The 22,804-nt window shown below is 55.3% G+C and carries 20 protein-coding genes and 1 riboswitch; all 20 genes read left to right on the top strand.

Annotated features, from left to right (window positions below):
- Nucleotides 1-29: 29 nt before the first annotated feature.
- The 20 genes from SNR34_RS29030 (at nt 30) to SNR34_RS28935 (ending at nt 22,325) form a co-directional block, all read left to right on the top strand.
- On the top strand, nt 30-1,022 hold the full coding sequence (locus tag SNR34_RS29030; protein WP_343261847.1) for a siderophore ABC transporter substrate-binding protein: 993 nt from the start codon (nt 30-32) through the stop codon (nt 1,020-1,022).
- 213 nt (nt 1,023-1,235) lie between these two features.
- Entirely contained in the window at nt 1,236-2,822 is a 1,587-nt protein-coding gene (locus SNR34_RS29025; RefSeq protein WP_236413179.1) for a spore germination protein, read from the top strand.
- A gap of 4 nt (nt 2,823-2,826) precedes the next feature.
- Nucleotides 2,827-4,026, top strand: a complete 1,200-nt coding sequence (locus SNR34_RS29020) for a Ger(x)C family spore germination protein (RefSeq protein WP_236413178.1) — start codon at nt 2,827-2,829, stop codon at nt 4,024-4,026.
- Nucleotides 4,019-4,240 (top strand): hypothetical protein, encoded by a 222-nt coding sequence (locus SNR34_RS29015; protein WP_236413175.1) that lies wholly within the window; start codon nt 4,019-4,021, stop codon nt 4,238-4,240. The genes SNR34_RS29020 and SNR34_RS29015 overlap by 8 nt, the downstream gene beginning before the upstream one ends.
- Before the next feature lie 48 nt (nt 4,241-4,288).
- Complete coding sequence (locus tag SNR34_RS29010) at nt 4,289-5,443, top strand: GerAB/ArcD/ProY family transporter (protein ID WP_486180735.1); 1,155 nt, start codon at nt 4,289-4,291, stop codon at nt 5,441-5,443.
- 148 nt (nt 5,444-5,591) lie between these two features.
- Nucleotides 5,592-6,416, top strand: a complete 825-nt coding sequence (locus tag SNR34_RS29005) for a uroporphyrinogen-III synthase (protein ID WP_236413172.1) — start codon at nt 5,592-5,594, stop codon at nt 6,414-6,416.
- A 244-nt stretch (nt 6,417-6,660) separates the two neighbouring features.
- A riboswitch (cobalamin riboswitch) is annotated at nt 6,661-6,885 on the top strand.
- 276 nt (nt 6,886-7,161) lie between these two features.
- Entirely contained in the window at nt 7,162-8,976 is a 1,815-nt protein-coding gene (gene cobJ / locus SNR34_RS29000; protein ID WP_486180734.1) for a precorrin-3B C(17)-methyltransferase, read from the top strand.
- A 106-nt stretch (nt 8,977-9,082) separates the two neighbouring features.
- A complete protein-coding gene (locus tag SNR34_RS28995) occupies nt 9,083-10,300 on the top strand; it encodes a sirohydrochlorin chelatase (protein WP_486180733.1) in 1,218 nt (405 codons plus the stop codon).
- On the top strand, nt 10,297-11,067 hold the full coding sequence (cobK, locus tag SNR34_RS28990; RefSeq protein ID WP_236413165.1) for a precorrin-6A reductase: 771 nt from the start codon (nt 10,297-10,299) through the stop codon (nt 11,065-11,067). The genes SNR34_RS28995 and cobK overlap by 4 nt, the downstream gene beginning before the upstream one ends.
- A 527-nt stretch (nt 11,068-11,594) precedes the next feature.
- Entirely contained in the window at nt 11,595-12,242 is a 648-nt protein-coding gene (locus tag SNR34_RS28985) for a precorrin-8X methylmutase (RefSeq protein ID WP_236413162.1), read from the top strand.
- A gap of 307 nt (nt 12,243-12,549) precedes the next feature.
- Entirely contained in the window at nt 12,550-13,698 is a 1,149-nt protein-coding gene (locus SNR34_RS28980; protein ID WP_486180732.1) for a cobalt-precorrin-5B (C(1))-methyltransferase, read from the top strand.
- 13 nt (nt 13,699-13,711) lie between these two features.
- Nucleotides 13,712-14,968 carry a precorrin-6y C5,15-methyltransferase (decarboxylating) subunit CbiE gene (gene cbiE, locus SNR34_RS28975; protein ID WP_486182529.1) on the top strand — a complete coding sequence of 419 codons (1,257 nt, stop codon included), beginning with the start codon at nt 13,712-13,714 and terminating at the stop codon, nt 14,966-14,968.
- The gene (gene cobI / locus SNR34_RS28970; protein ID WP_236413160.1) at nt 14,965-15,681 is read left to right on the top strand and encodes a precorrin-2 C(20)-methyltransferase; all 717 of its coding nucleotides are present in this window, start codon (nt 14,965-14,967) and stop codon (nt 15,679-15,681) included. The genes cbiE and cobI overlap by 4 nt, the downstream gene beginning before the upstream one ends.
- The gene (gene cobM / locus SNR34_RS28965; RefSeq protein WP_343261849.1) at nt 15,678-16,475 is read left to right on the top strand and encodes a precorrin-4 C(11)-methyltransferase; all 798 of its coding nucleotides are present in this window, start codon (nt 15,678-15,680) and stop codon (nt 16,473-16,475) included. The genes cobI and cobM overlap by 4 nt, the downstream gene beginning before the upstream one ends.
- The gene (locus SNR34_RS28960; protein WP_236413158.1) at nt 16,468-17,553 is read left to right on the top strand and encodes a cobalt-precorrin 5A hydrolase; all 1,086 of its coding nucleotides are present in this window, start codon (nt 16,468-16,470) and stop codon (nt 17,551-17,553) included. The genes cobM and SNR34_RS28960 overlap by 8 nt, the downstream gene beginning before the upstream one ends.
- 137 nt (nt 17,554-17,690) lie before the next feature.
- On the top strand, nt 17,691-19,178 hold the full coding sequence (locus SNR34_RS28955; RefSeq protein WP_486180731.1) for a cobyrinic acid a,c-diamide synthase CobB: 1,488 nt from the start codon (nt 17,691-17,693) through the stop codon (nt 19,176-19,178).
- Nucleotides 19,179-19,347: 169 nt separating this feature from the next.
- The gene (locus SNR34_RS28950; RefSeq protein WP_486180730.1) at nt 19,348-19,473 is read left to right on the top strand and encodes a hypothetical protein; all 126 of its coding nucleotides are present in this window, start codon (nt 19,348-19,350) and stop codon (nt 19,471-19,473) included.
- 31 nt (nt 19,474-19,504) lie between these two features.
- Nucleotides 19,505-20,143 (top strand): ThuA domain-containing protein, encoded by a 639-nt coding sequence (locus tag SNR34_RS28945; protein WP_236413156.1) that lies wholly within the window; start codon nt 19,505-19,507, stop codon nt 20,141-20,143.
- 139 nt (nt 20,144-20,282) lie between these two features.
- Complete coding sequence (locus tag SNR34_RS28940; protein ID WP_486180729.1) at nt 20,283-20,654, top strand: phasin family protein; 372 nt, start codon at nt 20,283-20,285, stop codon at nt 20,652-20,654.
- Complete coding sequence (locus SNR34_RS28935; RefSeq protein WP_486180728.1) at nt 20,655-22,325, top strand: ABC1 kinase family protein; 1,671 nt, start codon at nt 20,655-20,657, stop codon at nt 22,323-22,325.
- Nucleotides 22,326-22,804: the final 479 nt, after the last annotated feature.

Here is a 22,804-nt window from a genome sequence, read left to right as displayed (position 1 = left end):
TCACAATGAAAGGCGAGAGGTGTTCACGAATGAAAAAAGTATGGTTATTCACGTTGTTGCTTGCGCTGTCTGTTGTGATGGCGGCATGTGGTGGAGCGAAATCAGCCGAGAATGCGGGACAGGGGAATGCGTCCGGGACGGAAACCCAGGCTTCGACACCTGCTGAAACGGATGGAGAGATCGTGGTCAAACATATGCTGGGCGAGACGACCGTGAAAAAAAATCCGCAAAAGGTCGTTGTCTTCGATTACGGAGTTCTCGATTCCCTCGACCAATTGGGCGTTGAAGTTGCGGGCGTTCCCCAGGAGGGCGTTCCCCCGTATCTGTCCAAATATAACGATGAGAGCAAATACGCCAACGTGGGCGGGCTGAAAGAGGCCGACTTTGAGGCGGTCAATGCCTTGAAACCGGACCTGATCATCATTTCGGGGCGTTTGCAGGATTCGTATGAGGAATTGAGCGACATTGCCCCTACCATCTACATGGCCGTGGACAATGCCGATTACATGAACAGCCTGAAAGGGAACGTAACGACGCTTGGTCAAATTTTCGGCAAGGAAAAAGAGGCTGAAGAAGCCATCTCCTCCATCGAAGCCTCGATTAAAGCGCTGAACGATAAAGTGAAGGCTTCAGGCAAAAACGCGCTGGTCGTACTGACGAACGAAGGTAAATTGAGCGCATATGGCGCCGGTTCCCGGTTCGGCGTAATTCATGACGTCTTCGGCTTCAAACCTGCCGATGAAAATATTGAGGTGTCCACGCACGGACAGAGCGTTTCCTTTGAATACGTGATGGAGAAAAATCCGGATTATTTGTTTGTCGTGGATCGCAGCGCGGTCGTTTCCGGCCAGGGAGAAGCCGTTCCGGCCAAGCAGGTCATCGAGAACGATCTGGTGAAAAACACAAATGCCTTCAAGGAAGGTCATATCGTATACCTTGATCCAAACTACTGGTATCTGTCCGGCGGCGGGCTCGAATCTTTGCAAGAGATGATCAAGGAAGTGGATGCCAACGTGCAATGAGTCCATTGTCTTAGACCCACCCATTAAGGTTTCCTTTACACCGTTTTTACATAGAGGTCATCCGAGTACACAAACTCGGGTGGCCTTTATTTGTGCTGCAGGTTCACATCCTATGGACCGCATTGTTATTTCACCATTTTGAAAATTGACACATAATTCCGTTTATGCTGGCACAAGCTACCGTGTATAGATTCGAGAACGGAGGGACGGTACATGGCTGGAAACAAAACGGAGGGAGGACCTTCTTTCCCCAATTCTCAAAATAAAAAACACATTCCATTGGGATTGCCCGCCCCGCCTTTTGTCCGGCAGCCCATCGGTGCGACCCATGAGAGCCATCTGGAGGCGCTTAAAGAGATCTTTTCGGATGCCTCGGACGTGGTCTTCCGAAACGTCATGATTTCGCCCGACGTGCAAGGATTGCTGGTATACATCGAGGGCATTGTCAATTCCTCGGACATTCAGGAACATATGCTGCGTCCGCTCATTCGAGGCTTGGTGGAAGATCGGACCAATGAGCCGGAAGCGCCTCTGGACGACACGCGAATCGCATTGACCCAGATCAAAAAGGTAGATTCCTGGGCGGAAGCCACTGACGGGCTTCTGGAGTCATCGGTGTTGCTGCTTGTGGACGGCAGCAAGGAAGGCTGGTTGTTCAATGTAAAGGGGGGCGTTCGCCGCGGCGTTGAAGAACCGCAGACGGAGTCCGTCATCAGGGGACCGAGGGAAGGGTTCACGGAGACGCTTCGCGTGAACACGGCCTTGCTTCGTTTCAAATTAAAAACATCCTCGCTGAAAATGCTGAGCATGACGATGGGCACCGAAACGAAAACCAATGTGGTGCTGACCTATTTGGAAGGCATTGCCGATCCCAAGCTGATCAAGGATGTGAAGGAAAGGTTAAACAAAATCAAAATCGATGGCATCCTCGAAAGCGGATATATCGAAGAACTGATCGAGGATCATCCCTTTTCTCCGTTCCCGCAAATGCACTATACCGAGCGTCCGGACACGGTTGCCGGCAATCTGTTGGAGGGGAGATTTGCCATCTTTGTGGACGGAACGCCGTTTGCGCTCATCGCGCCGGTCACGATGTGGCAGATGCTTCAGGCCAGCGAGGATTATTACGAACGCTTCTTCATTTCGAATCTCATCCGCTGGATCCGATTCCTTTTCGTGGCCATTGCGCTTTTCCTTCCGGCGCTGTATATCGCGATCACGACGTTTCACCAGGACATGCTGCCGACCACGCTCATTCTGAGCATCGCCGCTGCCCGGGAAGCCATTCCTTTTCCCGCACTGGTGGAGGCGCTAATTATGGAACTATCCTTCGAAGCATTGCGCGAAGCGGGGGTCAGGCTGCCCAAAACGGTGGGACAGGCCGTCAGCATCCTGGGCGCGCTCGTGATCGGGCAGGCTGCGGTTCAGGCCGGCATTGTGTCTGCGCCCATGGTCATTATTGTATCGATGACGGGCATCGCGTCATTTACGATTCCCCGGTTCAACTTTGCGATCACGGTGCGTTTGCTGCGGTTTCCGATCATGCTGCTGGCAGGTATGCTGGGTCTATATGGCATCGTTATCGGGCTTGTGCTGATTTCCGTGCATCTGACGCAGATGACTTCCTTTGGCGTTCCGTATTTGTCCGGATTGAGCCCATACCATAAATCGGATACGAAGGATATCGTGATGCGTGTGCCGTGGTGGAAAATGGTTCGTCGCCCTTCCAAGGTTGATGTCGATCAGAGGCGCATGAATCCAAATATCAACGGGTCGCCGGAGTCGGAGGAAGGATGGTGAGATCATGCTGAATTTGCATAAGCGGCGTGCCATGGCAATGTTGCTCCTGCTCACCGTTGTCCTCTCGGGATGCTGGGATCGCGAGGAAATCAACGACATCGCTTTTGTCATCGGCATAGCCATTGACAGGGAGGATAACAACTATCGGTCAAGCCTGCAGATTGCGCTTCCGGGCCAGGCCGGTTCCACGGGAAGCGAAGGGGGAGGAGGCGGCACCAGCGGTGACAAGTCCTGGTTCATGCTGTCCAATACGGCCAAAACGCTGCGCGGAACGTCGCTTGAAGGCCAGAAGTCACTTTCCAGACGGCTGTACTATGCGCACCGCCGTACATTGCTGATCGGCGAGGAGCTTGCCAAGGAAGGGGTTGCCCCCATGCTTGATTTGCTGACCCGTTATCCATTAAACCGTTTCTCGGCCTTGCCGATCGTAACGAGGGGGCCGGCTTATAAAGTGCTGGATGCCGATGCCCCTATCGAAAAGTTCCCTTCCGAAATGGTACGGGAGCTGTGTCTGCTGAACATGCGGCACCCGCGTTCGCTCAAAACGTTTATCGACTCCATTTTGGCCGAGGGGATCGATCCGTTTCTGCCAGTCGCTTCCGTGACTGAGAATGTCCCTGAAAATTGGAAGAATGTAAAAACAAACATCAAGCTGGACGGAATTGCCATATTTATTAAGGATAAACTGGTAGGCATGATAGACAAAGCTCCGGCAGACGCGCTTATTTTGGCCATGGGCGAGGCCAACGAACCCGAGATCATGGTTAAGGCGCCACGCGGGAAGGGGGATATTTTCATCAAGTTAAACGAGAATAATTCTTCCTTGCGGCCCCATGTGGTCAACGGAAAGGTCAGCGTTAAGATTCAAATGTATGCAAAGGGCGTCATCGTGGACAACGAGTCCAATTACGGTGATCTTAGGGAAAACGAGATCATGAGTTTAAATAAAGCGATCCATCAAAAAGTGAAAGCGGATATTGAAGAAGGCGTGCAGCTGCTTCAAAAAAAATATCGGGCCGATATTTTGGGGGTGGGCCGTGCGATCTATCGTAAATATCCGAAAGAATGGGACAAGCTCAAAGACCGATGGAGAGATATTTACCCTGACATTACGGTTGAGGTCGAGCCGCACATTATCATTGAAAATGTCGGTATCGTCAACAAGCCGATTGGCGTAGTCGAGGAGGATATCATCCATGATTAAGCCGCTGTTGTTTACCTATTTGGCCATGGTCGTCGCCGTTCTTTTTATGGATTTCAAACATCTGCGGCAAGCGGCGGCGGTAAACCGCTGGCTTTCCTATGGTTTGATCGCTGTTACGACAGGCATATGGTTATACGTCATCCAGCTCAAAAAAACGTTTTTTGTATCTGTATGGATCGCCCACCTTATTCAGCACTGGCTTCCTTTGCCTTAAAAAGCGGATACGACACGGGCATCCATATGGAAGACGGGAGGGAGTACCATGAACCAGGAAGTGAAACCGAGGCAGCTGTTTCTGCTTGTCATGTTGATGAGTATGACCGGCACGTTAATTCAGCCTCATGCGCAAGCCATCTATTATGCCAAACAACATGCCTACTTGTCCTATATCCCCGCATTTGTCGTGATGGGGATATCCTTCTGGCTGATCAGCCGGATGATGCGCCGCTTTCCCGATAAGGACTTGTTTCAATCCCTGGTGGAACGGTATCCTTTTTGGGGAAGGGTTACAGGTATGCTGTACATCCTGTTTTTTCTCTTTATTTTCGCGAGGGATTTGCGTTTGATCGGCGATTATGTCAGCATAACGTTGTTGGAAACGACCCCGATCTCGATCATTGCACTAACGATCCTCGTGATGGCCGTTTTTATCGTGAGGGGCGGTTTGGGATCACTGATCGGAATGTCAGAGCTGTATGTCACGCTGTTTCTGGTCAATTCGGTCATCGTGCCGTTTATGGTTGCCCCGCAAGTAGACCTGAACAATCTGCTGCCGTATTTGGACGTTGATGCGGCAGGCGTGGGGAGAGGCACTTGGTACATGTTTTCCTTTTTTGGCGAGATGGTTGCGCTCCCCTTTGTCATGAAAGGCAGTGACTTTAAATTCAAGCCTGCTTTTCGGGGAATGTTATGGGCCGTTTTGCTGATGATGTTGATCCTTATTGAAACGATTGCGTCCATCGGCGTGGAAATTGCCTCACGGTTGGTGTATCCTTCTTACGAATTGGCACGGCAATTGCAGATCAGCGAGTTTCTGGACCGGTTTGACTTGCCATTGGCCGCGGCGACCCTGCCTGCCATGGTTACCAAAATCGCGTTTGATCTGTATTTTGTATGTTGGGGGCTCAAACGGATGATTCCGAAGGTATCCGGCAAAGTGCTGACCGGACCGATTGCGCTGCTCGGGTTTGTTTGCGCGTTTTGGTTTTTCCGGAACGCCGTCCAGCTTTACCGGTTTACGCGGGAATGGACATGGATCGCCATAGTGTTTGAGGTCTTGATTCCGATCCTGTTGTTTCTGTTTCTTCGACCCAAAAAGAAACGGGCAGGCAAGCATGAGCAGCATGCGGAGAAATCCGGGCAGGAGGATGAAAGAAAGCGAAGCGGCCCGCAGGGCGGAAAACTTCAACCTTCTTAAGAAGGTGCATGGTTTATGGATTTTATAAAAAATCGTTATAGGAAAACCCCGAAAATAAAGGGTATTCAAGGTTCCCCTGCATGGGCTCTGCCTGTATACTGAAGTCAGACTGATGAACTTTCGGCAGAATCCAACTGGGGGGAACGATATGGCGCAACATTTGGCAGGCATACGCGTGGCTCTGACGGGACCGCGCAAGTCGAGGGAGATGTCCCTGCTGGTTGAAAAAATGGGCGGAATTCCGCTGGTACGGCCTGCACAGGGAACGGTGTTTCTGGATGACCGGAGCATTCGGGACGGACTGGTCTCCTGGATTTCCAATCCGCCGGACTGGGCGGTGCTGACGACGGGCATGGGGCTCGATGCCATTTTTGATATGGCAGAGGATATGGAGCTTGCCGGAGCGCTGCTTGATGTACTTGCGGCTTCGTCGATTGCGGCGAGAGGATACAAAACGGTGAATGCACTGCGCAAGCGCAGGCTTTCACCCATCGTTCGGGACGATGATGGCAGCACGGAAGGGTTGATCCGCGAGTTTGCTGCCCATGATCTTGCCGGGAAAAAAGTGATGCTGCAGCTCCATGGCGAAACGGCACCGAAACTGGTGAGTTGGCTGGAGCAGCAAGGCGCCCAGGTGCGGCAGGTGCTGCCTTATCGGCATGTGCCGCCGGAAGAAGCGGAGCTGGCGCAGCTGTTGAACGAAATCATCGCGAACGAGGTTGACGCCGTTGCTTTTACAAGCGGCCCGCAGGTGCGTTTTTTGACGGAATACGCAGCTTCGCAAGGCAAGCTGGAACAGATGCAGGAGGCGTTCAGGCAGGGCGTGGTGGCCGCTTCGGTGGGCAAAGTAACGGCAAATGCCATGCGCGAGGAAGGCATCGAGGTTCGCGTTGTCCCCGAGGAAGAAAAGATGGGGGCGCTCATCGTGGAGCTGGGCCGTTATTACGCCGCTTTGAAGGTAGATCAGGCTTAAAGGATGCACGGTATAAAAAGGCGAAAAGGCTGAGAGCAGTCCTTCGCTATGCTGATGTGCGGGTTTTGGTCAACCGAAGAGGAACGGAAAAGCTAATAAGAAGAGGCCTTGATCCATACATGGATCAGGGCCTTTTTGGTTTCGCAGGCAAAGGATTGCGTCCGGGCGGGAAAATTAAATGAATGCAGGCCTTCATGGGCATGGACATCATTTCCTGACGGATGGTATGATGAAGACAATATCATCACATGAAAACAGACAAGGTGCTCTTGCTTTCAGGCAAGAGGTAACAGGGAATCGGGTGCAAATCCCGAGCGGTCCCGCCACTGTAATGGGGAGGCTCCTTTCAATAATATCGGTTGCGCAGACGTTGGAGCTGCTGCTGATAAGTCACTCGGATCACCGGGGAAGACGGAAAAGGAAGCTGATGAACCAGAGCCAGGAGACCTACCTTGAATGTGTCACCGGACCCTTCGCGGAAAGGAGCGGTGTACGAACGATCAGGAAAAGGGCGGACCATAGGTCCGTCCGGCAGACCCTTCCGGGCCATGCATCAGCAGGATCATTCTTCCACGGAATGATGCTGTGTTCTTGAGCATACGTACATTCGTATCCCGTCCGCATTGCGGACGGGATTTATTGGCGTTCTCAGAGTTTTGAATATGCGATAAGGCGCGAAGAAGGCCGGCTTAGCCGTCCTTCTTCACTGTTTAAGTCGGACAGGTTATCGGAGGAGGAGAAACAGATGCAAGGACTAGGCAAGCTGCTTGTTATCGGATTCGGTCCAGGGGCCATGGAGCATATTACCCACCGGGCGCTTGAGGCACTGAGAGAGAGCGAGGTCATTATCGGCTACAACACGTACGTCGACCTGATTCGGCCGCTGCTGACCGGACAGGAAATCGTACGTACGGGCATGACCGAGGAAGTCAGCCGTGCGCAGGAAGCGGTAAGACAGGCGGAAGCGGGAAAAATCGTGGCCGTGATTTCCAGCGGCGACGCGGGCGTATACGGTATGGCCGGCCTCGTATACGAGGTGTTGATGGAGCGCGGATGGAAGCCGGACAGCGGCGTGGAAGTGGAGGTGGTTCCGGGCGTTTCGGCGATCCAGTCCTGCGCTTCCTTGCTGGGAGCGCCTGTCATGCACGATGCTTGCACGATCAGTTTGAGCGACCATCTGACCCCGTGGGACACCATTAAGCGCCGGGTTGAGGCCGCGGCTTCCGCTGATTTCGTCATTGCATTGTACAATCCGCGGAGCGGCAGGCGGACCCGCCAGATCGTAGAAACGCAGGAGATTCTGCTGCGTTACCGTGATCCCAAGACCCCTGTCGGGCTGGTCAAAAGCGCGTACCGCGACCGCCAGCATGTGGTCATCACCACGCTGGAGGACATGCTGAACCATGACATCGGCATGCTGACGACCGTGATCATCGGCAATTCGTCCACCATGATGTACGAAGGGCTCATGGTGACCCCGCGCGGCTATCAGCGGAAATACACGCTGAACGCGACGGAACAGCCGCTCCGGCCGCATGAGCGGCTGCGCACGGAAGCCGAGCCATGGTCGCTCGGCGCGATGGAGGCCCGTGCTGCCGCGAGCGGTACGGCAGCGGGCCAAGGCGCGGCCGGCGCTGCGCCTGCGGGAACGGCGACGAGCCCGTCGGGCAGCGATGCCGGCGGAGCCATCGCTGTGCTCGTCGCCGAGCGGCCTGCGCCGGCGGTTGCCGCGCCGCACGCAGCCGCCGCAGCCGCGTCCATCGGCGCAGCCGAGCTGGCCGCGGAGGCGCTCGGTCGGCTCGCGGCAGGCGGGGCCCTCGCGGTCGAAGCAGCCAGCCGCTGGCTGGACGCCGGGCCTGGAGCCGCTGCGCCGCAGGCCCTGGAGCGCACGGCGCCCGCGCCAGGCAGCAAGCCGCCGCTCTTCGAGGTGGGCGTATCGCCCGGCGTCGGCAACAAAAAGTTCAGCGCCGCACAGATGGCGCTGCTTGCGCAATGCGCGGGTGACGACGGCGAGCTGGAGTATACGCCGGAGCACCAGATCATATTGCGCGTGCCAACCTTCGAGCCGGACCGGCTCGTTGCCGAGCTGCGCGCCGCGAAGTTCATCGTGGTGCCGATCGGGGACGTCATCAAGGTGAAAGCCTGCGACTTCTGCAACATGGAGAAGGATGATGCCGTACCGATGGCAGAACACCTGCAGGCCGTCATCGGCGGCGTGAGTGCGCCGAAGGAAACGAGCGTGGCCCTGAACGGCTGCGGCATGGCATGTTACGGCGCGGTGTTGGAGGATATCGGCATCGTGTACCGCAAAGGCGGTTACGACCTGTTCCTCGGCGGCAAAAAGTTCGGGCGCAACGCCCATCCCGCGCAACCGGTCGCGGAAGGCATTCCGGGCGACGAAATTGGCGGCATCGTGGAACGGATCGTTGCGGAGTACAAGGAAAAAGGACATCCGAATGAGCGTTTTCATAAATTTTTCAAACGGGTTGGCGTGATTCAGGGCTTCCGCCATGTGGATGCACCGGTCACGGTTGAAGTAAACCCGGTTTGTGGGGATTAGATGATCGGGAGCCCGGATTTACCTTTGAACCAATAAGCAATGCATGGACATATCAATCAGGAAGCCCGGTCCTGAGGGGCCGGGAATGGGGAGGAAGCAATCGCACATGAACGCCATATTGCTGGTAGGTCACGGAAGTCGTGACCCTGAGGGGAACAACGAACTGAAGGAGTTTGCGCGTACCGTAGCAGAGCAGGCTCCGGAAGCTACGATCGTGGAAACTTGCTTTTTGGAATTGACGCGTCCAAGCATCGCTGAGGGTGTTACAGCCTGCGTGAACAGAGGAGCGACACGTGTTGTGCTGGTGCCGATTATTCTGTTTGCGGCCGGACATGCCAAAGTAGACATCCCGAATGCGATCGATCGTGCAAAAGCACGTTATCCGCAGGTTGAATTCGTGTATGGCCGCCCGATTGGCGTACACGACAAAGTGATTGAGATTTTGCAGACTCGCTTGCATGAGGCGAAGCCCGTATCGGCAGGAGCCTCTCGCGGAGCAGTCGCAGTGGCTGCCCCGCCTGCTCCGGCCCGGGATGAGGAAACGGCGGTGCTGGTTCTTGGCCGGGGAAGCAGTGATCCGGATGCCAACAGCGACTTTTTCAAAATGACGCGGATGTTGTGGGAGAAGCTTCCTTATAAATGGGCGGAAAGCTGTTTTATCGGCGTCACCGAGCCTTTGTTCCCGGAAGGGCTGCAGCGCTGTCTGGCGCTTGGGGCCAAACGGATTATCGTTCTTCCGTATTTCCTGTTTACGGGTGTGCTGATTAAACGGATCGACGAGATGACGGCGGCATTCGCAGCCGAGCATCCGGAGATTCAGGTTGAACTGGGCGGTTATTTCGGTTTCCATCCCAAGCTGGTGGAACTGGTGACTCAGCGTGCATTTGATGCATTGGAAGGCAGAGTCGATGCAGCTTGGAACGAGTTCCAGTATCGGATCGAAGCGATGAAACACCACCACCATCATCACGATCATGACCATGACCACCACCATGATCACGATCACCACCATGATCACGATCACCATCATGATCACGATCACCATCACGATCACCATCATGACCATCACCATGACCATGACCATCACCATGATCACGATCACCACCATGATCATAATCATCACCACGATCACGGTCACCACCATCATCACGAGCATGATCATTTTGCATCATCACGCGATTTTCATCACGATCATGATGGGGAGATTCCTCTGTCCCATCACGAGAAGGACGAAGAACAGGATAACCGCGCCCCCGGAAAGGGAGAACATGACGTTTCGGACAAGCAAGAGGCGTCTGCGGGAGAGCAGGTGGGCCGTCCATGATCCTGATGTTGTGCGGAACAAGCGATGCGCGGGAGTTGGCGTTACGCATTCACGAAACCGGTGTTGAAGTGTTAACGTCGGTGGTAACGGAGAGTGCGGCGAACAGTCTGGCGGAAGCTGGGTTAAAGGTGCGGACAGGCCGCATGACCGCTGAAGCAATGGCGCAGCTGGCCCGCGAGCAAGGCAGCAAAGCCATTGTCGATGCAAGCCATCCATTTGCGGAGGAAGCCCATGCCAATGCGATGGAAGCGGCTAAACAGGCGGATATTCCCTATATCCGTTATGAACGGACAGGACTGGCCTATGACGATCATCCGCTGCTTCATGTCGTGCCGTCTTACGAGGAAGCAGCGATCAAGGCCAAGGAGCTTAAAGGATCAGTCATGTTGACCACGGGCAGCAAAACGCTGCAAATTTTCACAAAGCACCTGCTCGGCGATCCGGACGTTCGATTGGTGGCGCGAATGCTGCCGCGTCTCGACAACATGGAGAAATGCGGGGAGCTGGGTGTGGAGCAGCGCAACATCATTGCGATGCAGGGACCTTTTTCACGCGAACTGAATGAAGCCTTATATAAACATTATGCCACGACAGTGATGGTCACCAAGGAAAGCGGCAAAACCGGCGCAGTCGACGAGAAGGTGCAAGCGGCGCTGGAACTGGGCATCCATGTCGTGCTGATCGCCAGACCGGAGGTCGAGTTCGGTACGGTGTTTGACCATTACGAAGGCGTATTGGAAGAGTTAGGGCGTATTTTTCATAAGTAATATGGGTGCAGCAACCCGGATTAATTAAAGAGAACCGTATTCCGGGCCAATTTAAGGCGAGCTTGAAGACGTTCAGTTTAACCGTCATATGAACGGCGAAATGTACAGTTGAGCGCAATACAAACAGAACACTAAGTAAACAAAGTAAACAAAGCACACAAAGCACACAAAGCACACAAAGCACGTACAATCATGGGGACAACCGGAGCGGCTAAGCCTGATTATTTAGTTGGAATTTGAACCATTCAAATTCAAGTTAAGCAGGGCCCGAAAATATAACGAACATCAGACACCTTATTTTGCGAAAAAAAGCTTCTTGGAACTGTAACGAACCTGAGGCACGCTATTTGGCAGTATAAAGGTCACTTTCGTCCGGATTCCCGCCAATAACGATGCTGATGTTCGTTAGCCTAAAGAAGTGTGTGAAAACACCCGAATAAGGTGTCTCAGGTTCGTGAGAAAGAAGCCGAGAACAGGGAACGCCATGACCGTTAATACCATTTTCAATAATGAAGGAGTGCAGGCACATGGATTTCAAAACGGAATTTAAACCGCTCACCGTACAGCCGCAGGAAATTGAAGGAAAAAGCTTCGAAATGATTACCGAGGAACTCGGCGAGCATCCATTCACGGCTGAACAATATCCTGTGGTGCAACGCGTCATTCACGCTTCCGCGGATTTTGAGCTCGGACGCAGCATGGTGTTCCATCCGGACGCGATTGCGGCAGGCATCGCAGCGCTTCGTGCCGGCCAGTCCGTCATCGCGGACGTGCAGATGATCCAGGCCGGCGTGAGCAAAGACCGCATTCGCGGCTTCGGCGGGGACGTGCATGTGCATATTTCCGATGCGGACGTCATTGAAGAGGCGAAACGCCTGAACACAACCCGTGCGATCATTTCCACGCGCAAAGCGGTAAAAACGTACGAGGGCGGCATTTATGCCATCGGGAACGCGCCTACCGCTTTGCTGGAGCTGATTCGTCTGGTCAAAGAAGGCGAAGCCAAGCCGGGCCTGATTATCGGTATGCCGGTCGGCTTTGTGTCTGCGGCGGAATCGAAGGACGAGCTGCGCAAACTCGACATTCCGTTTATCACCAACATCGGCCGCAAGGGCGGCAGCACCATCGTGGTCGCTGCATTGAACGCGATCTCCCTGATGGCGGCCAAAGCCTAATGGCTATAGCATTCTATAAGTACGCCCAGGAGCTGAGGAACTGGGTTGATATAAAAGAATCTTATGTTATATAGGTTGAACTGCATACTTACACGATAACGGAGAGGGCAGAAAAAATCTGGAGAAGCGAAGCGTTCGTATTTATCCCCGAATTTTCCCCTTGAAAAAAGGATCAAAAAAATCCGGGGATAAGAGCGATCGGAAGATGGTTCTGACCACGTAGTGGCCCCGTGTAATAATCATTTGTTCAACCTATATAATTGCAATCTATATCGAAGCAACAAGTACGAACGGGAGGTCAACGACCATGATGGAAAAAAAACGCATGAAAAGCGGAGAGGCCCCGGATCCGGATAAACCGATGCGTTCCGGCTTTACGACAGGGGCGTGCGCAACGGCCGTGGCGAAAGGGGCCGCGCAGCTGCTTCTGACCGGCATTGTGCCGGATCGGGCCGTCGTAGCGCTGCCGGCAGGTTTTGACCACTCGTTCGAGCTGCAGGAGCAGGAATTGAAAGAAGGCGTGGCGACTTGCTCCACGATCAAAGATGCCGGCGACGATCCCGATGCCACGCATCTGGCGAAGATCATCGCGCACGTCACGTGGCGGGACGAGCCGGGCGTCGAGCTGGACGGAGGCATTGGCGTCGGCCGGGTGACCAAACCGGGGCTTCCGGTGCCGGTCGGCGAGGCGGCAATCAATCCCGTGCCGCGGCGCATGATCACCGAAGCGGTCACGCAGGTGCTCGCCGAGCATGGTGCGGCACGCGGCGTACGGGTAGTCATCAGTGTGCCCGACGGCGAGGAAATCGCCAAGAAAACACTGAATTCCCGCTTGGGTATCATAGGCGGCATCTCCATCCTGGGCACGCGGGGTGTGGTCGTGCCGTTCTCCACGTCGGCCTACAAGGCCAGCGTGGTGCAGGCCATATCGGTCGCACAGGCTTCGGGCTGCGAGCACATCGTGCTGACGACCGGGGGCAGCAGCGAGAAATACGCCATGAAGATGATGCCCGAGCTGCCGGAGGAAGCCTTTATTCAGATGGGCGACTTCGTTGGCTTTGCCATTAAACACGGCAAACGTCTTGGCATGAAACGCATCAGCCTGGTGGGTATGCCAGGCAAGTTTGCCAAAGTGGCTCAAGGCGTCATGATGGTCCATTCCAAGAGCGCGCCGGTGGATTTTGGATTTCTTGCGTCCGTGGCTCGGGAAACCGGGGCGGGAGAAGAATTGGCCCAGGCGATCGAGGAAGCCAACACGGCGACGCAGGTGGCAGATATGATGACGGAGGCCGGATTTTTGCCATATTTCGACAAATTGTGTACATATGCCTGCAGGCACTGTCTGGAACATGCCGGGGGCGGTTTAACGGTAGAGGTCGTGCTTGTCACGATGAAAGGAATGGAACTGGGGAGGGCGGAAGTAAGTGAACTGGACGGCATCAACGGAAACGAATGATCGAAAGATCCGCATGATCGGCATTGGCGAGGAGGGTGCAGCAGGCTTGACTGCGGACAGCCTCGCTTGCATCGAGCAGGCGGACGTGCTGGTTGGCGGCGAGAGGCTGCTGCAGTTCTTTCCTGCGTTTGCAGGCGAGAAATTAACGATTCGAAGCGGACTGGGCGAACTGGTCGCAAAAATAAAGGAGCTTCATGCCACGCAAAACGTGGTCGTGCTTGCCTCAGGGGACCCGCTGTTTTACGGCATAGCCGGGTACATGGCGCGTAAGCTAGGCCCGGATGTGCTGGACATCCGGCCGAATCTCAGCTCGCTGCAGCTGGCATTTGCCCGGCTGGGCGAGAGCTGGCAGGACGCCGTGCTGGAGAGCGTGCACGGTCGGCCCTTGCAAGGGCTGGCGCAGCGCATCGACGGTAAGGCCAAAATCGCGCTGCTGACCGACGACAAAAACAGCCCCGCCGCCATTGCCGCATATTTGCAGCATTTCGGAATGACCGAATACGATGCGTTTGTGGCCGAAAACCTTGGCAGCAAGGATGAGCGTACAAGACGTTACACGCTGGACGAGCTGGCAGAGACGGAATGCAGTCCGCTGAACGTCGTCATTTTGCTGCGCCGCAAGGATGCGCCGCCGGCGCGCCGAGGGTTCGGCTTTGCGGATGAGGAGTTCCACCAGCGGAAGCCGGAGAAGGGCTTGATCACGAAGCGCGAAGTGCGCGTGTTCAGCCTGTCCGAGCTGTGCTTGCGGGAAGACAGCGTCGTGTGGGACATCGGAGCGGGCTCCGGCTCGGTGGCCGTGGAGTGCACGCGGCTTGCGTCGAAGGGCCAAGTCTTCGCCGTCGAAAAAAATGAAGGCGACCTCGCGAACATCGAGGCCAATCGCATCAAATTCCGGACGGACTTCACCGTCCTGCATGCCAAGGCCCCTGCGGGGCTGGACGGCTGGCCCGACCCGGACGCCGTCTTCATCGGCGGCAGCGGCGGCGAGCTCGCCGAGCTGATCGCGCTCTGCGCGTCCCGGCTGCGTCCGGAGGGACGCATCGTGGTCAATGCAGCGACGATCGAAACGCTGCATGACAGCATGAAGGCCATGCAGGGTGCAGGCCTGGATGCATCGGTGACGCTGCTGCAGACGGCGCGCAGCAAACCGATCCTGAACATGACGCGTTTCGACGGACTGAACCCGATCTACGTGATCACAGGTCGGCACAAGACGGAAGAGCTAGCCGGCGAGAGCGGAGCGGAAGAGAGAAAGGGGCAAACAACATGAGCACGGCAGCAGTAGGCACGCTGTATGGCGTAGGCGTCGGTCCGGGAGACCCGGAACTGATTACGGTCAAAGCGTATCGCATGATCCGGGAATGCCCGGTCGTTGCGTATCCGAAGAAGCGGAAGGGCGGCAAATCGTATGCCCACGAAATCGTGGAGCTGTACGTGAACCCCGAAGAAAAGGAAATGCTTGGCCTGATCTTTCCGATGACGAAAGACCCGGTCGTGCTGGAACGCGAGTGGAACAAAACGGTGGAAGCATGCTGGGGGGCGCTGAAGGAAGGCAAGGACGTGGCTTTCGTGACCGAGGGCGATCCGAACCTGTACAGCACGTTCATTCACCTTGCGCGTTTGATGCGCGAGCTTCATCCGGAAGTGCCGATCTCATCGATTCCGGGCATTTCGTCCGTGCTGGGTGCGGCGGCGGCGCTGGACATGCATTTGGCGGACGGCGATGAGCAGGTGGGCATCGTTCCGGCGACTTCCGACAAGGAGGCGATGCGGAAAGCGATCGAGAACCACGATACGATCGTGTTCATCAAGGTGGCCAAGGTGCTTGACCTGATGCTGGAGCTGCTGGACGAAATGGGACTCGGCGGCAAAGCTTCGGTGGTCACGAAAGTGACTTCTCCGTATGAGCTGGTTTGGCGCGACGCACGCGAGCTGAAAGGGCAGGAGCTGGAATATTTGACCCTGATGGTGGTGAGCAAATGAAAACATTGGAACCGAAAGTATACATCGTCGGCGCCGGACCCGGCGATCCCGAGCTGATCACGGTCAAAGGTTCGAACATTTTGCGCAGCGCCGACCTGGTGCTGTACACCGATTCGCTCGTCAATGACGAATTGATCGCGACGGCGAAGCCGGAAGCCGAAGTGCTGCAAAGCTCGGGCATGGACCTGGAGCGGCAGGTCGAGCTGATGGGCGAGGCCGTGCGCGCAGGGCGGAGCGTAGCTCGCGTACATACGGGCGATCCGGCCGTGTACGGCGCCATTTTGGAACAGATGGTGCTGCTCAAGCAGCAGGGCGTTGCTTACGAGATCATTCCGGGCGTCAGCTCGGTATTTGCCTCGGCGGCAGTGCTCGGCGCCGAATTGACCGTGCCGGACCTGACGCAGACGGTCATCTTGACCCGTGCCGAGGGCCGTACGCCCGTGCCGGAGCGGGAGAAGCTGCGCGATCTGGCTTCGCATCACTGCACGGTGGCATTATTCTTGAGCGCAACGCTGGCGAAAAAGGTCGTAAACGAATTCCTTGCGGCCGGTTGGAGCGAGGATACGCCGGTGGCCGTCGTTCAGCGGGCGACATGGCCTGATCAGAAGATCGTGCGCACGACGCTGGCAAACCTCCCAGCCGACCTGCGTGCCGCAGGCATTACGATGCATGCGATGATTTTGGCCGGATGGGCGCTCGACCCCGACCTCGTGAACCGGGATGCCCACCGTTCCAAGCTGTACGACAAAACCTTCACGCACGGCTATCGCAAAGGGGTGAAGGCCGGTGAGTAACCCGTTTGCGGTCGTGGCGATCACAAAGCATGGCGTGCAAATGGCACGCGAGCTGGCCGGGCAATTCCCCGGTACCGACGTATACTATATGACCAAGTTTGCGCGGGGAGACGAAGAAGAACTCGGCTATCGCATGTTCGAGGGTTCCGTGAAGCTGATTTTGCCGGACCTGTTCAAACAGTACAACGGCATCATTCTCATCATTTCGCTCGGAGCGGTGGTGCGTATGATCGCGCCGCTGTTGGTCGACAAAAAAGTGGACCCGGCCGTGCTCGTCATCGATGACCGCGGCGAGAACGTCATCAGCGTGCTGTCCGGGCATCTGGGCGGCGCAAACGAGCTGACCCGGCAAGTGGCGAGTGTGCTTGGTTCGCACGCCGTCATTACGACGGCTTCCGACGTGCAGGGCACGATCCCTGTTGACCTGTTCGGCCGCGAGCTGGGCTGGACGGTGGACAGCTTCGACAAGGCCACGCCCGTCAGCGCCGCCGTCGTGAACGAGGAGCCTGTGGCTTTGATCCGGGAAACCGGGGAGCGGAACTGGTGGAAGTACGACAAACCCGTCCCGGATCACATTCGCGTGTTCGATCGTCTGGAGGACGCAGCATCGTTCGACTTCAATGCCGCATTGGTCGTCAGCGATCGCCTGCTGACAAAGGCCGAGCAGGAGCGTTTCCTCAGCAACGGGGTGCTCTACCGTCCGAAGAGCCTGGTGCTTGGCATGGGCTGCAATCGCGGTACGGCCATGGAGGAGCTGGAGCGGGAAATGCTCGCCACATTGGAGGAGCTGTCCCTATCGGTCAAAAGCGTGCGCAACGTAGCTACCATTGACTTGAAAAAAGACGAAGAGGGCCTGCTTGCGCTTTGCGCCAAGTACGGCTGGGAGCTGGTCACGTATACGCCGGCGGAGTTGAACGCGGTCGAGCTGCCAAACCCGTCGGAAACGGTGTTCAAGTACACAGGAGCTTACGGCGTGTGCGAACCGGCGGCACTGCTTTCTTCCGGTGCGGACCACTGGTTACTGGAGAAGAAAAAAAGCGGCAATTTGACGCTGTCGGTTGCCCGCATCCCATTTTGATTGATCATTTTGCAAAATGCAGGAATGAGAGACTGCGACGAAATTAAAGTAAACCTGATTTCCCCGCAGCATCTAAACGAACAGGATTGAACCGCATCGATTTTTCGGTGCGGTTTTTTTGAAAGGTGGAGCGACGAATGACGAATTCGAACATGGCCTCGAATCAAGAAGTGAATTTTACAGACTTGAACAGGCCCCGATTGATTATCGCGGGCACGGGCAGCGGCGCGGGCAAAACGACCGTAACCCTTGGCCTGATGAAGGCCCTTGCCGGCCGCGGCTTGCGTGTACAGGGCTTTAAATGCGGACCCGATTACATTGACCCGACGTATCATACGGCCGTTACGGGCAGAGCTTCCCGCAATCTCGATGCATGGATGACATCGCCGGAATACGTGCGCACTGCTTTTGCCAAGGCCTCGGTCGGGCAGGATATCTCCATCATTGAGGGCGTCATGGGTCTCTACGATGGGAAGGACCCGCTCAGCAACACGGGATCTACGGCGGAAATTGCACTCGTGACGCAAACGCCCGTCCTGCTGGTCGTGGACGTGCGCAGCATGGCCCGCAGTGCGGCTGCCATCGTGCTTGGCTTCCAACAGCTGGAGCCCGAGCTGAACATTGCGGGCGTGATCGTGAACCGCTGCGGCAGTGCCGGACATTACGGTATCGTCAAAAAAGCGATTGAGCAAATGTGCGGCATTCCTGTCGTTGGCTGGCTGAAGCGCGATGAGGAGCTTTCGATACCGGAGCGCCATTTGGGATTGGTGCCGGCCATTGAACGCGGCGAGCTGGAGCCATTGTTCCAGCGTGCAGCCGATGTGCTGCTCGAAGGCACCGACCTGGATGCGATTATGGCGATTGCTGCTGGCGCGCCGCCGCTTGATGCTTGGGAGAGTATAGATACATCTGAATTTTCGCGCCCATCCGAACACCAGAAGACTCAGCAGACCGCTGAACAGCGGCCTACGATTGCGGTAGCACGAGATGCAGCATTCAATTTTTATTATCCCGACAATCTGGAGCTATTAGAGAAAGCCGGTGCCAGGCTGATATATTTCAGTCCGCTGGCGGGTGATGGCATTCCGGATGATGCGGACGGCATCTATCTGGGAGGTGGATTCCCCGAGGAGTTTGCCGCCGACATTGCCGCGAATCGCAGTTTTCTTGCAGGTTTGAGAGAGGCGGTTCGGAAGGACATGCCTCTCTTTGCCGAGTGCGGGGGTTATATGGTACTGGCCGAGACGCTGACCGATCGCCAGGGAGAAACGCATGCGATGGCAGGCATCGTGCCTGCCGATGTGCAGATGCAGACCAAGCGGGCCGCTCTGGGCTACCGTGAAGCCCATGCGGTTAAGAGCACTTTTTTGTTGGAACAAGGAGAAGGAGTGAGAGGGCATGAGTTCCATTACTCCACCATGACTTATAAGGAAGGCTTCGAGACTCCGTTTGCCTATGAAACCAAGGGACTGCGAGGGATGAAGAAGGAGGGGTATGCTGCAGGGAGCGTGATGGCCGGTTATACGCACGTTCACTTCGGATCGAATCCGGCTGCGGCGCAAAGATGGGTAACCCACTGCCTCCATTACAAGCTGAAAGGCCAAACTGGTCATAAAGAATCTTGAACCCATGTTTGGCAAGGTATTTTGTCTTAGTCGAAATGATCACCTTGCGAAATAACCGGCTTCTGAGACTTTGGTCGCGAAGTTGGTTTTCCGGCGGATTGGGAAAAGGTTTTTGCCGAGAAGCGTGGAATGAAGTATAATTGGACACCCCGTTCAGCATTTCCCGGATATGCCTGCGAACAAAGCGGCTATACTAGAAGATATATCGTTTCCGGTCGGTCTGGCCGGCGGGGACATGGCTGCACGAGCATATCCGAAGAATGAGGTGCCGGTTGTTTTCATGCAAATCGTCTGACTGAAGTTGAATCCGAAAGGAGTTATGAATAATGGATCATCGTAAAAAGGCACTGCTGCTCGGCGATTACACTCATCCCGACTGGCATCCGATGCAAGGCGTGGACGTGGAGATCAGTCGAATCTTCCACGATATCATGACCGTACAGTGCAGCGAAAATCGCAACATGCTGCTTCAGGAAAATATATCGGGATTCGATGTGTGCATCTCGTATTTCGACGACTGGAGAGGCAAAGCTTCGCCGCAGCAGACAGCGGGGTTGCTGTCTTACGTCAGCAATGGGGGAGGGCTCGTCATCATCCACAACGGCATCTCCCTGCAAAACCGCTATGAGCTGGCGCAGATGATGGGCGCAAAATTTTTGCACCATCCGGCCTATGCTCCGCTGGAGTTCAAGGTCACGGCGACGAATCATCCCGTAACCGAAGGCATTTCTGATTTTGCAATGGAAGAGGAAGCCTACCTGTTTGAGTTCGGCACATTTACCGAAACGACGGTGCTTCTGGAGTATCAGTCCGAGGAAGGACCGAAGCCGGCCGCGTGGGCGCATACATACGGTCTTGGACGGATCGTGTATCTGATGCCCGGACATCACGTGCCTTCTTTTGCCCATGAAACCTATCGTCAGCTGGTGCTGCAAGCAGGGAAATGGGCTGCCCGTTACGTGTAACGGTTAGGCGCAGACAAGATCAGGTACGGGGGTTGCCTTTTGCAAGATGGCCACGGTCAGTCCGTCGATTTGGGGTTTCTTTTGGTTGCCGTCCATTAGGGGTATAATATAGAAATCAACAAAGAGGAGGATGACAGGAATGAGCGATTTGTTCAAAAAGGCAATTTCGTTAGGGCTCGGTCTTACCGTTGTAAGCAAGGAAAAAATCGAAAAAACCGTGGACGACCTGGTCAAACGGGGCAAGCTTGCGCCCGGAGAATCCAGGGACTTGGTCGACAAGTTGATGGAACGCGGCAATGAAGAGCAAGGCCAGATCAAGAAATGGATCAACGAACAGGTCCAGCGTGCGCTTGTGGACGTCGGCGTGCCGACCAAAGGCGAAGTGGCTCGGCTGGAACAACGCATTGAAGCACTTGAAGCCAAGCTGGCCGAACTGGGTCACTCCCCGCAAGCTGAACCGGTTGCCGCACCTGCGCCGCTCGAAGTCCCTCCTCTTAAAGAGAACGAGTAGATGGCCGTGCGCATCAAACATGTCGGCAGATACCGCGAAATCGCCATGGCGCTGGTGCGCCATGGCTTCGGGTATATGGTGGAGGAGCTGGGACTTTTCCAGCTGCTGGCCCTGCCCCGGCGTTGGATGTCCCGTGAGGAGCATGCAAGCAAAACGTTGAGCGAGCGGATTCGGCTGGTGCTGCAGGAATTGGGACCGGCTTTCGTGAAACTGGGGCAGCTGGCAAGCACGCGGGCGGATTTGCTGCCCGATCCGGTGATCCGGGAATTGGTGAAACTGCAGGATCAGGTGCCGCCGTTTTCTTCGGACACGGCGCGGGGGATTTTGGAACAGGAATTGGATATGCCGCTCGAGGAGATCTTTTCCCGGTTCGAGGATACTCCCGTAGCAGCGGCCAGCATCGGTCAGGTGCATTTGGGCAAGCTGCGGAGCGGGGAAGCCGTGGCTATCAAGGTCCAGAGGCCCGGCATTGCGCGCATCGTGCAGCGAGACCTGGACATTCTGCGCGAGTTGACGGCCATGGCCGAGAAGCGGTGGGACTGGGTCCGACAGTATCAAATTCCGCAAATGGTCGAGGAGTACGCTGCGGCCTTGCTGGCCGAGCTGGACTACACTGTGGAAGGCCGCAATACGGAAAAGATCGCGCTGCAGTATGAAGGGGACGGCCAGGCGAAGATTCCGGAAATTTATTGGGATCAAACGTCATCTCGCATCCTGACGATGGAGTATATTGAGGGCATCAAGCTGAACGACCCCGATGAACTGGCGAAACGCGGGTATGACGTGAAGGATATCGCACAGCGGTTGGTTGATGCGATCTTGAACCAAATATTTCTGCACGGTTTTTTTCATGCCGATCCACATCCGGGGAACTTGATGGTGCTTAAGGATGGGCGGATCGCCTTCATTGACTTCGGCATGGTGGGCAGCCTGAGCGAGGAAATGAGGAAGCATCTGGCGTCGCTGGTCATTGGGCTCATGCGCAAGGATACCGAGGCCATGATCCGGGCCATCGAGAAGCTGGGCATGATGCCGGATGATATCGACGAGCGTGGGGTCCACAACGATTTGGACAAACTGCGGGCCAAATATTACGATATTTCTTTTTCGAAAATCAGCGTAGGTCAAGCATTGAATGATCTGTTCGGCGTTGCTCAGCGTCACAGGATCATTATGCCGCCGGACATCCTTCTGATGGGCAAGTCACTGCTGACGCTGGAAGGCGTAATCGAACATCTCGACCCTACCGTGAGCATCGTGGACATGGCCGAGCCTTTTGGCCGCAAGCTGCTCAAGGATCGTTTTAACCCGGGGAAAATCAAAAACAGGCTGTTCCGCAGCGCGGCCGACATGGCGGAAAGCGTCATGGGATTGCCGGGGCAGCTGCGACAGCTCTCATCCATCATCAGCAAGGGCAAGCTGCGCCTGGAAGTCAGCGTCCCTGAACTGGAAACGCTGCTTCGCAGGCTGGACCAGATCAGCAACCGTCTATCGTTCAGCATTGTGTTGTTGGCCTTTTGCATCATTATGGTCGGATTGATCATCGGTTCTTCCATCAGTCACCAATCCACGATGTTATGGGACATTCCTGTGATCGAGATCGGATTTCTGGTCGCGATTCTCATGGTGGCGTTTCTACTCTATTCGATATTCAAGTCAGGCAGGTTCTGAGCATTCTGCGGAAGCGATCATTATACTTACGGCAAATAACCCTTACGCAAGTAGTAGGGGTTATTTGTGTTCCCTATTTATGCTCAATAAATCAAGAGATAATCAAAGGATTTGGCGTGAAAATAAAAGATAATGGATGAATACAAGCGATTAAAGCCCTGTATCAACGTTCGTGCATCTTTAACTTATTCTCTATAATAGTAGGTCAGTACACAACGGACCCGGTTTTTCTGAGAGGGGAAAGCCAGAACGGGCGATGACCGTTCATGTTTTAAGCAGCAACGTCTAAGCCGATCGCGGAATAAGTCATGGACGCACACGGAAACGGAAATTCGAATCAATGAACACGATGGCGGGCAAGGGCGTGCATCCGTTATTTTGCATGCATAATTTTACAAGGTCCAGTCAGAAGCTAGGTTACGGATCAAATCCGTAGTTTCGTTTCGGCATGCCGTCCGATTGGAAGCGGAGTGCGCCGT

This window comes from Paenibacillus sp. XP01 (genome assembly GCF_057364885.1).
Note: the sequence above shows the minus strand (reverse complement) of the source record. Positions and strands in the feature narration are given on the sequence as shown.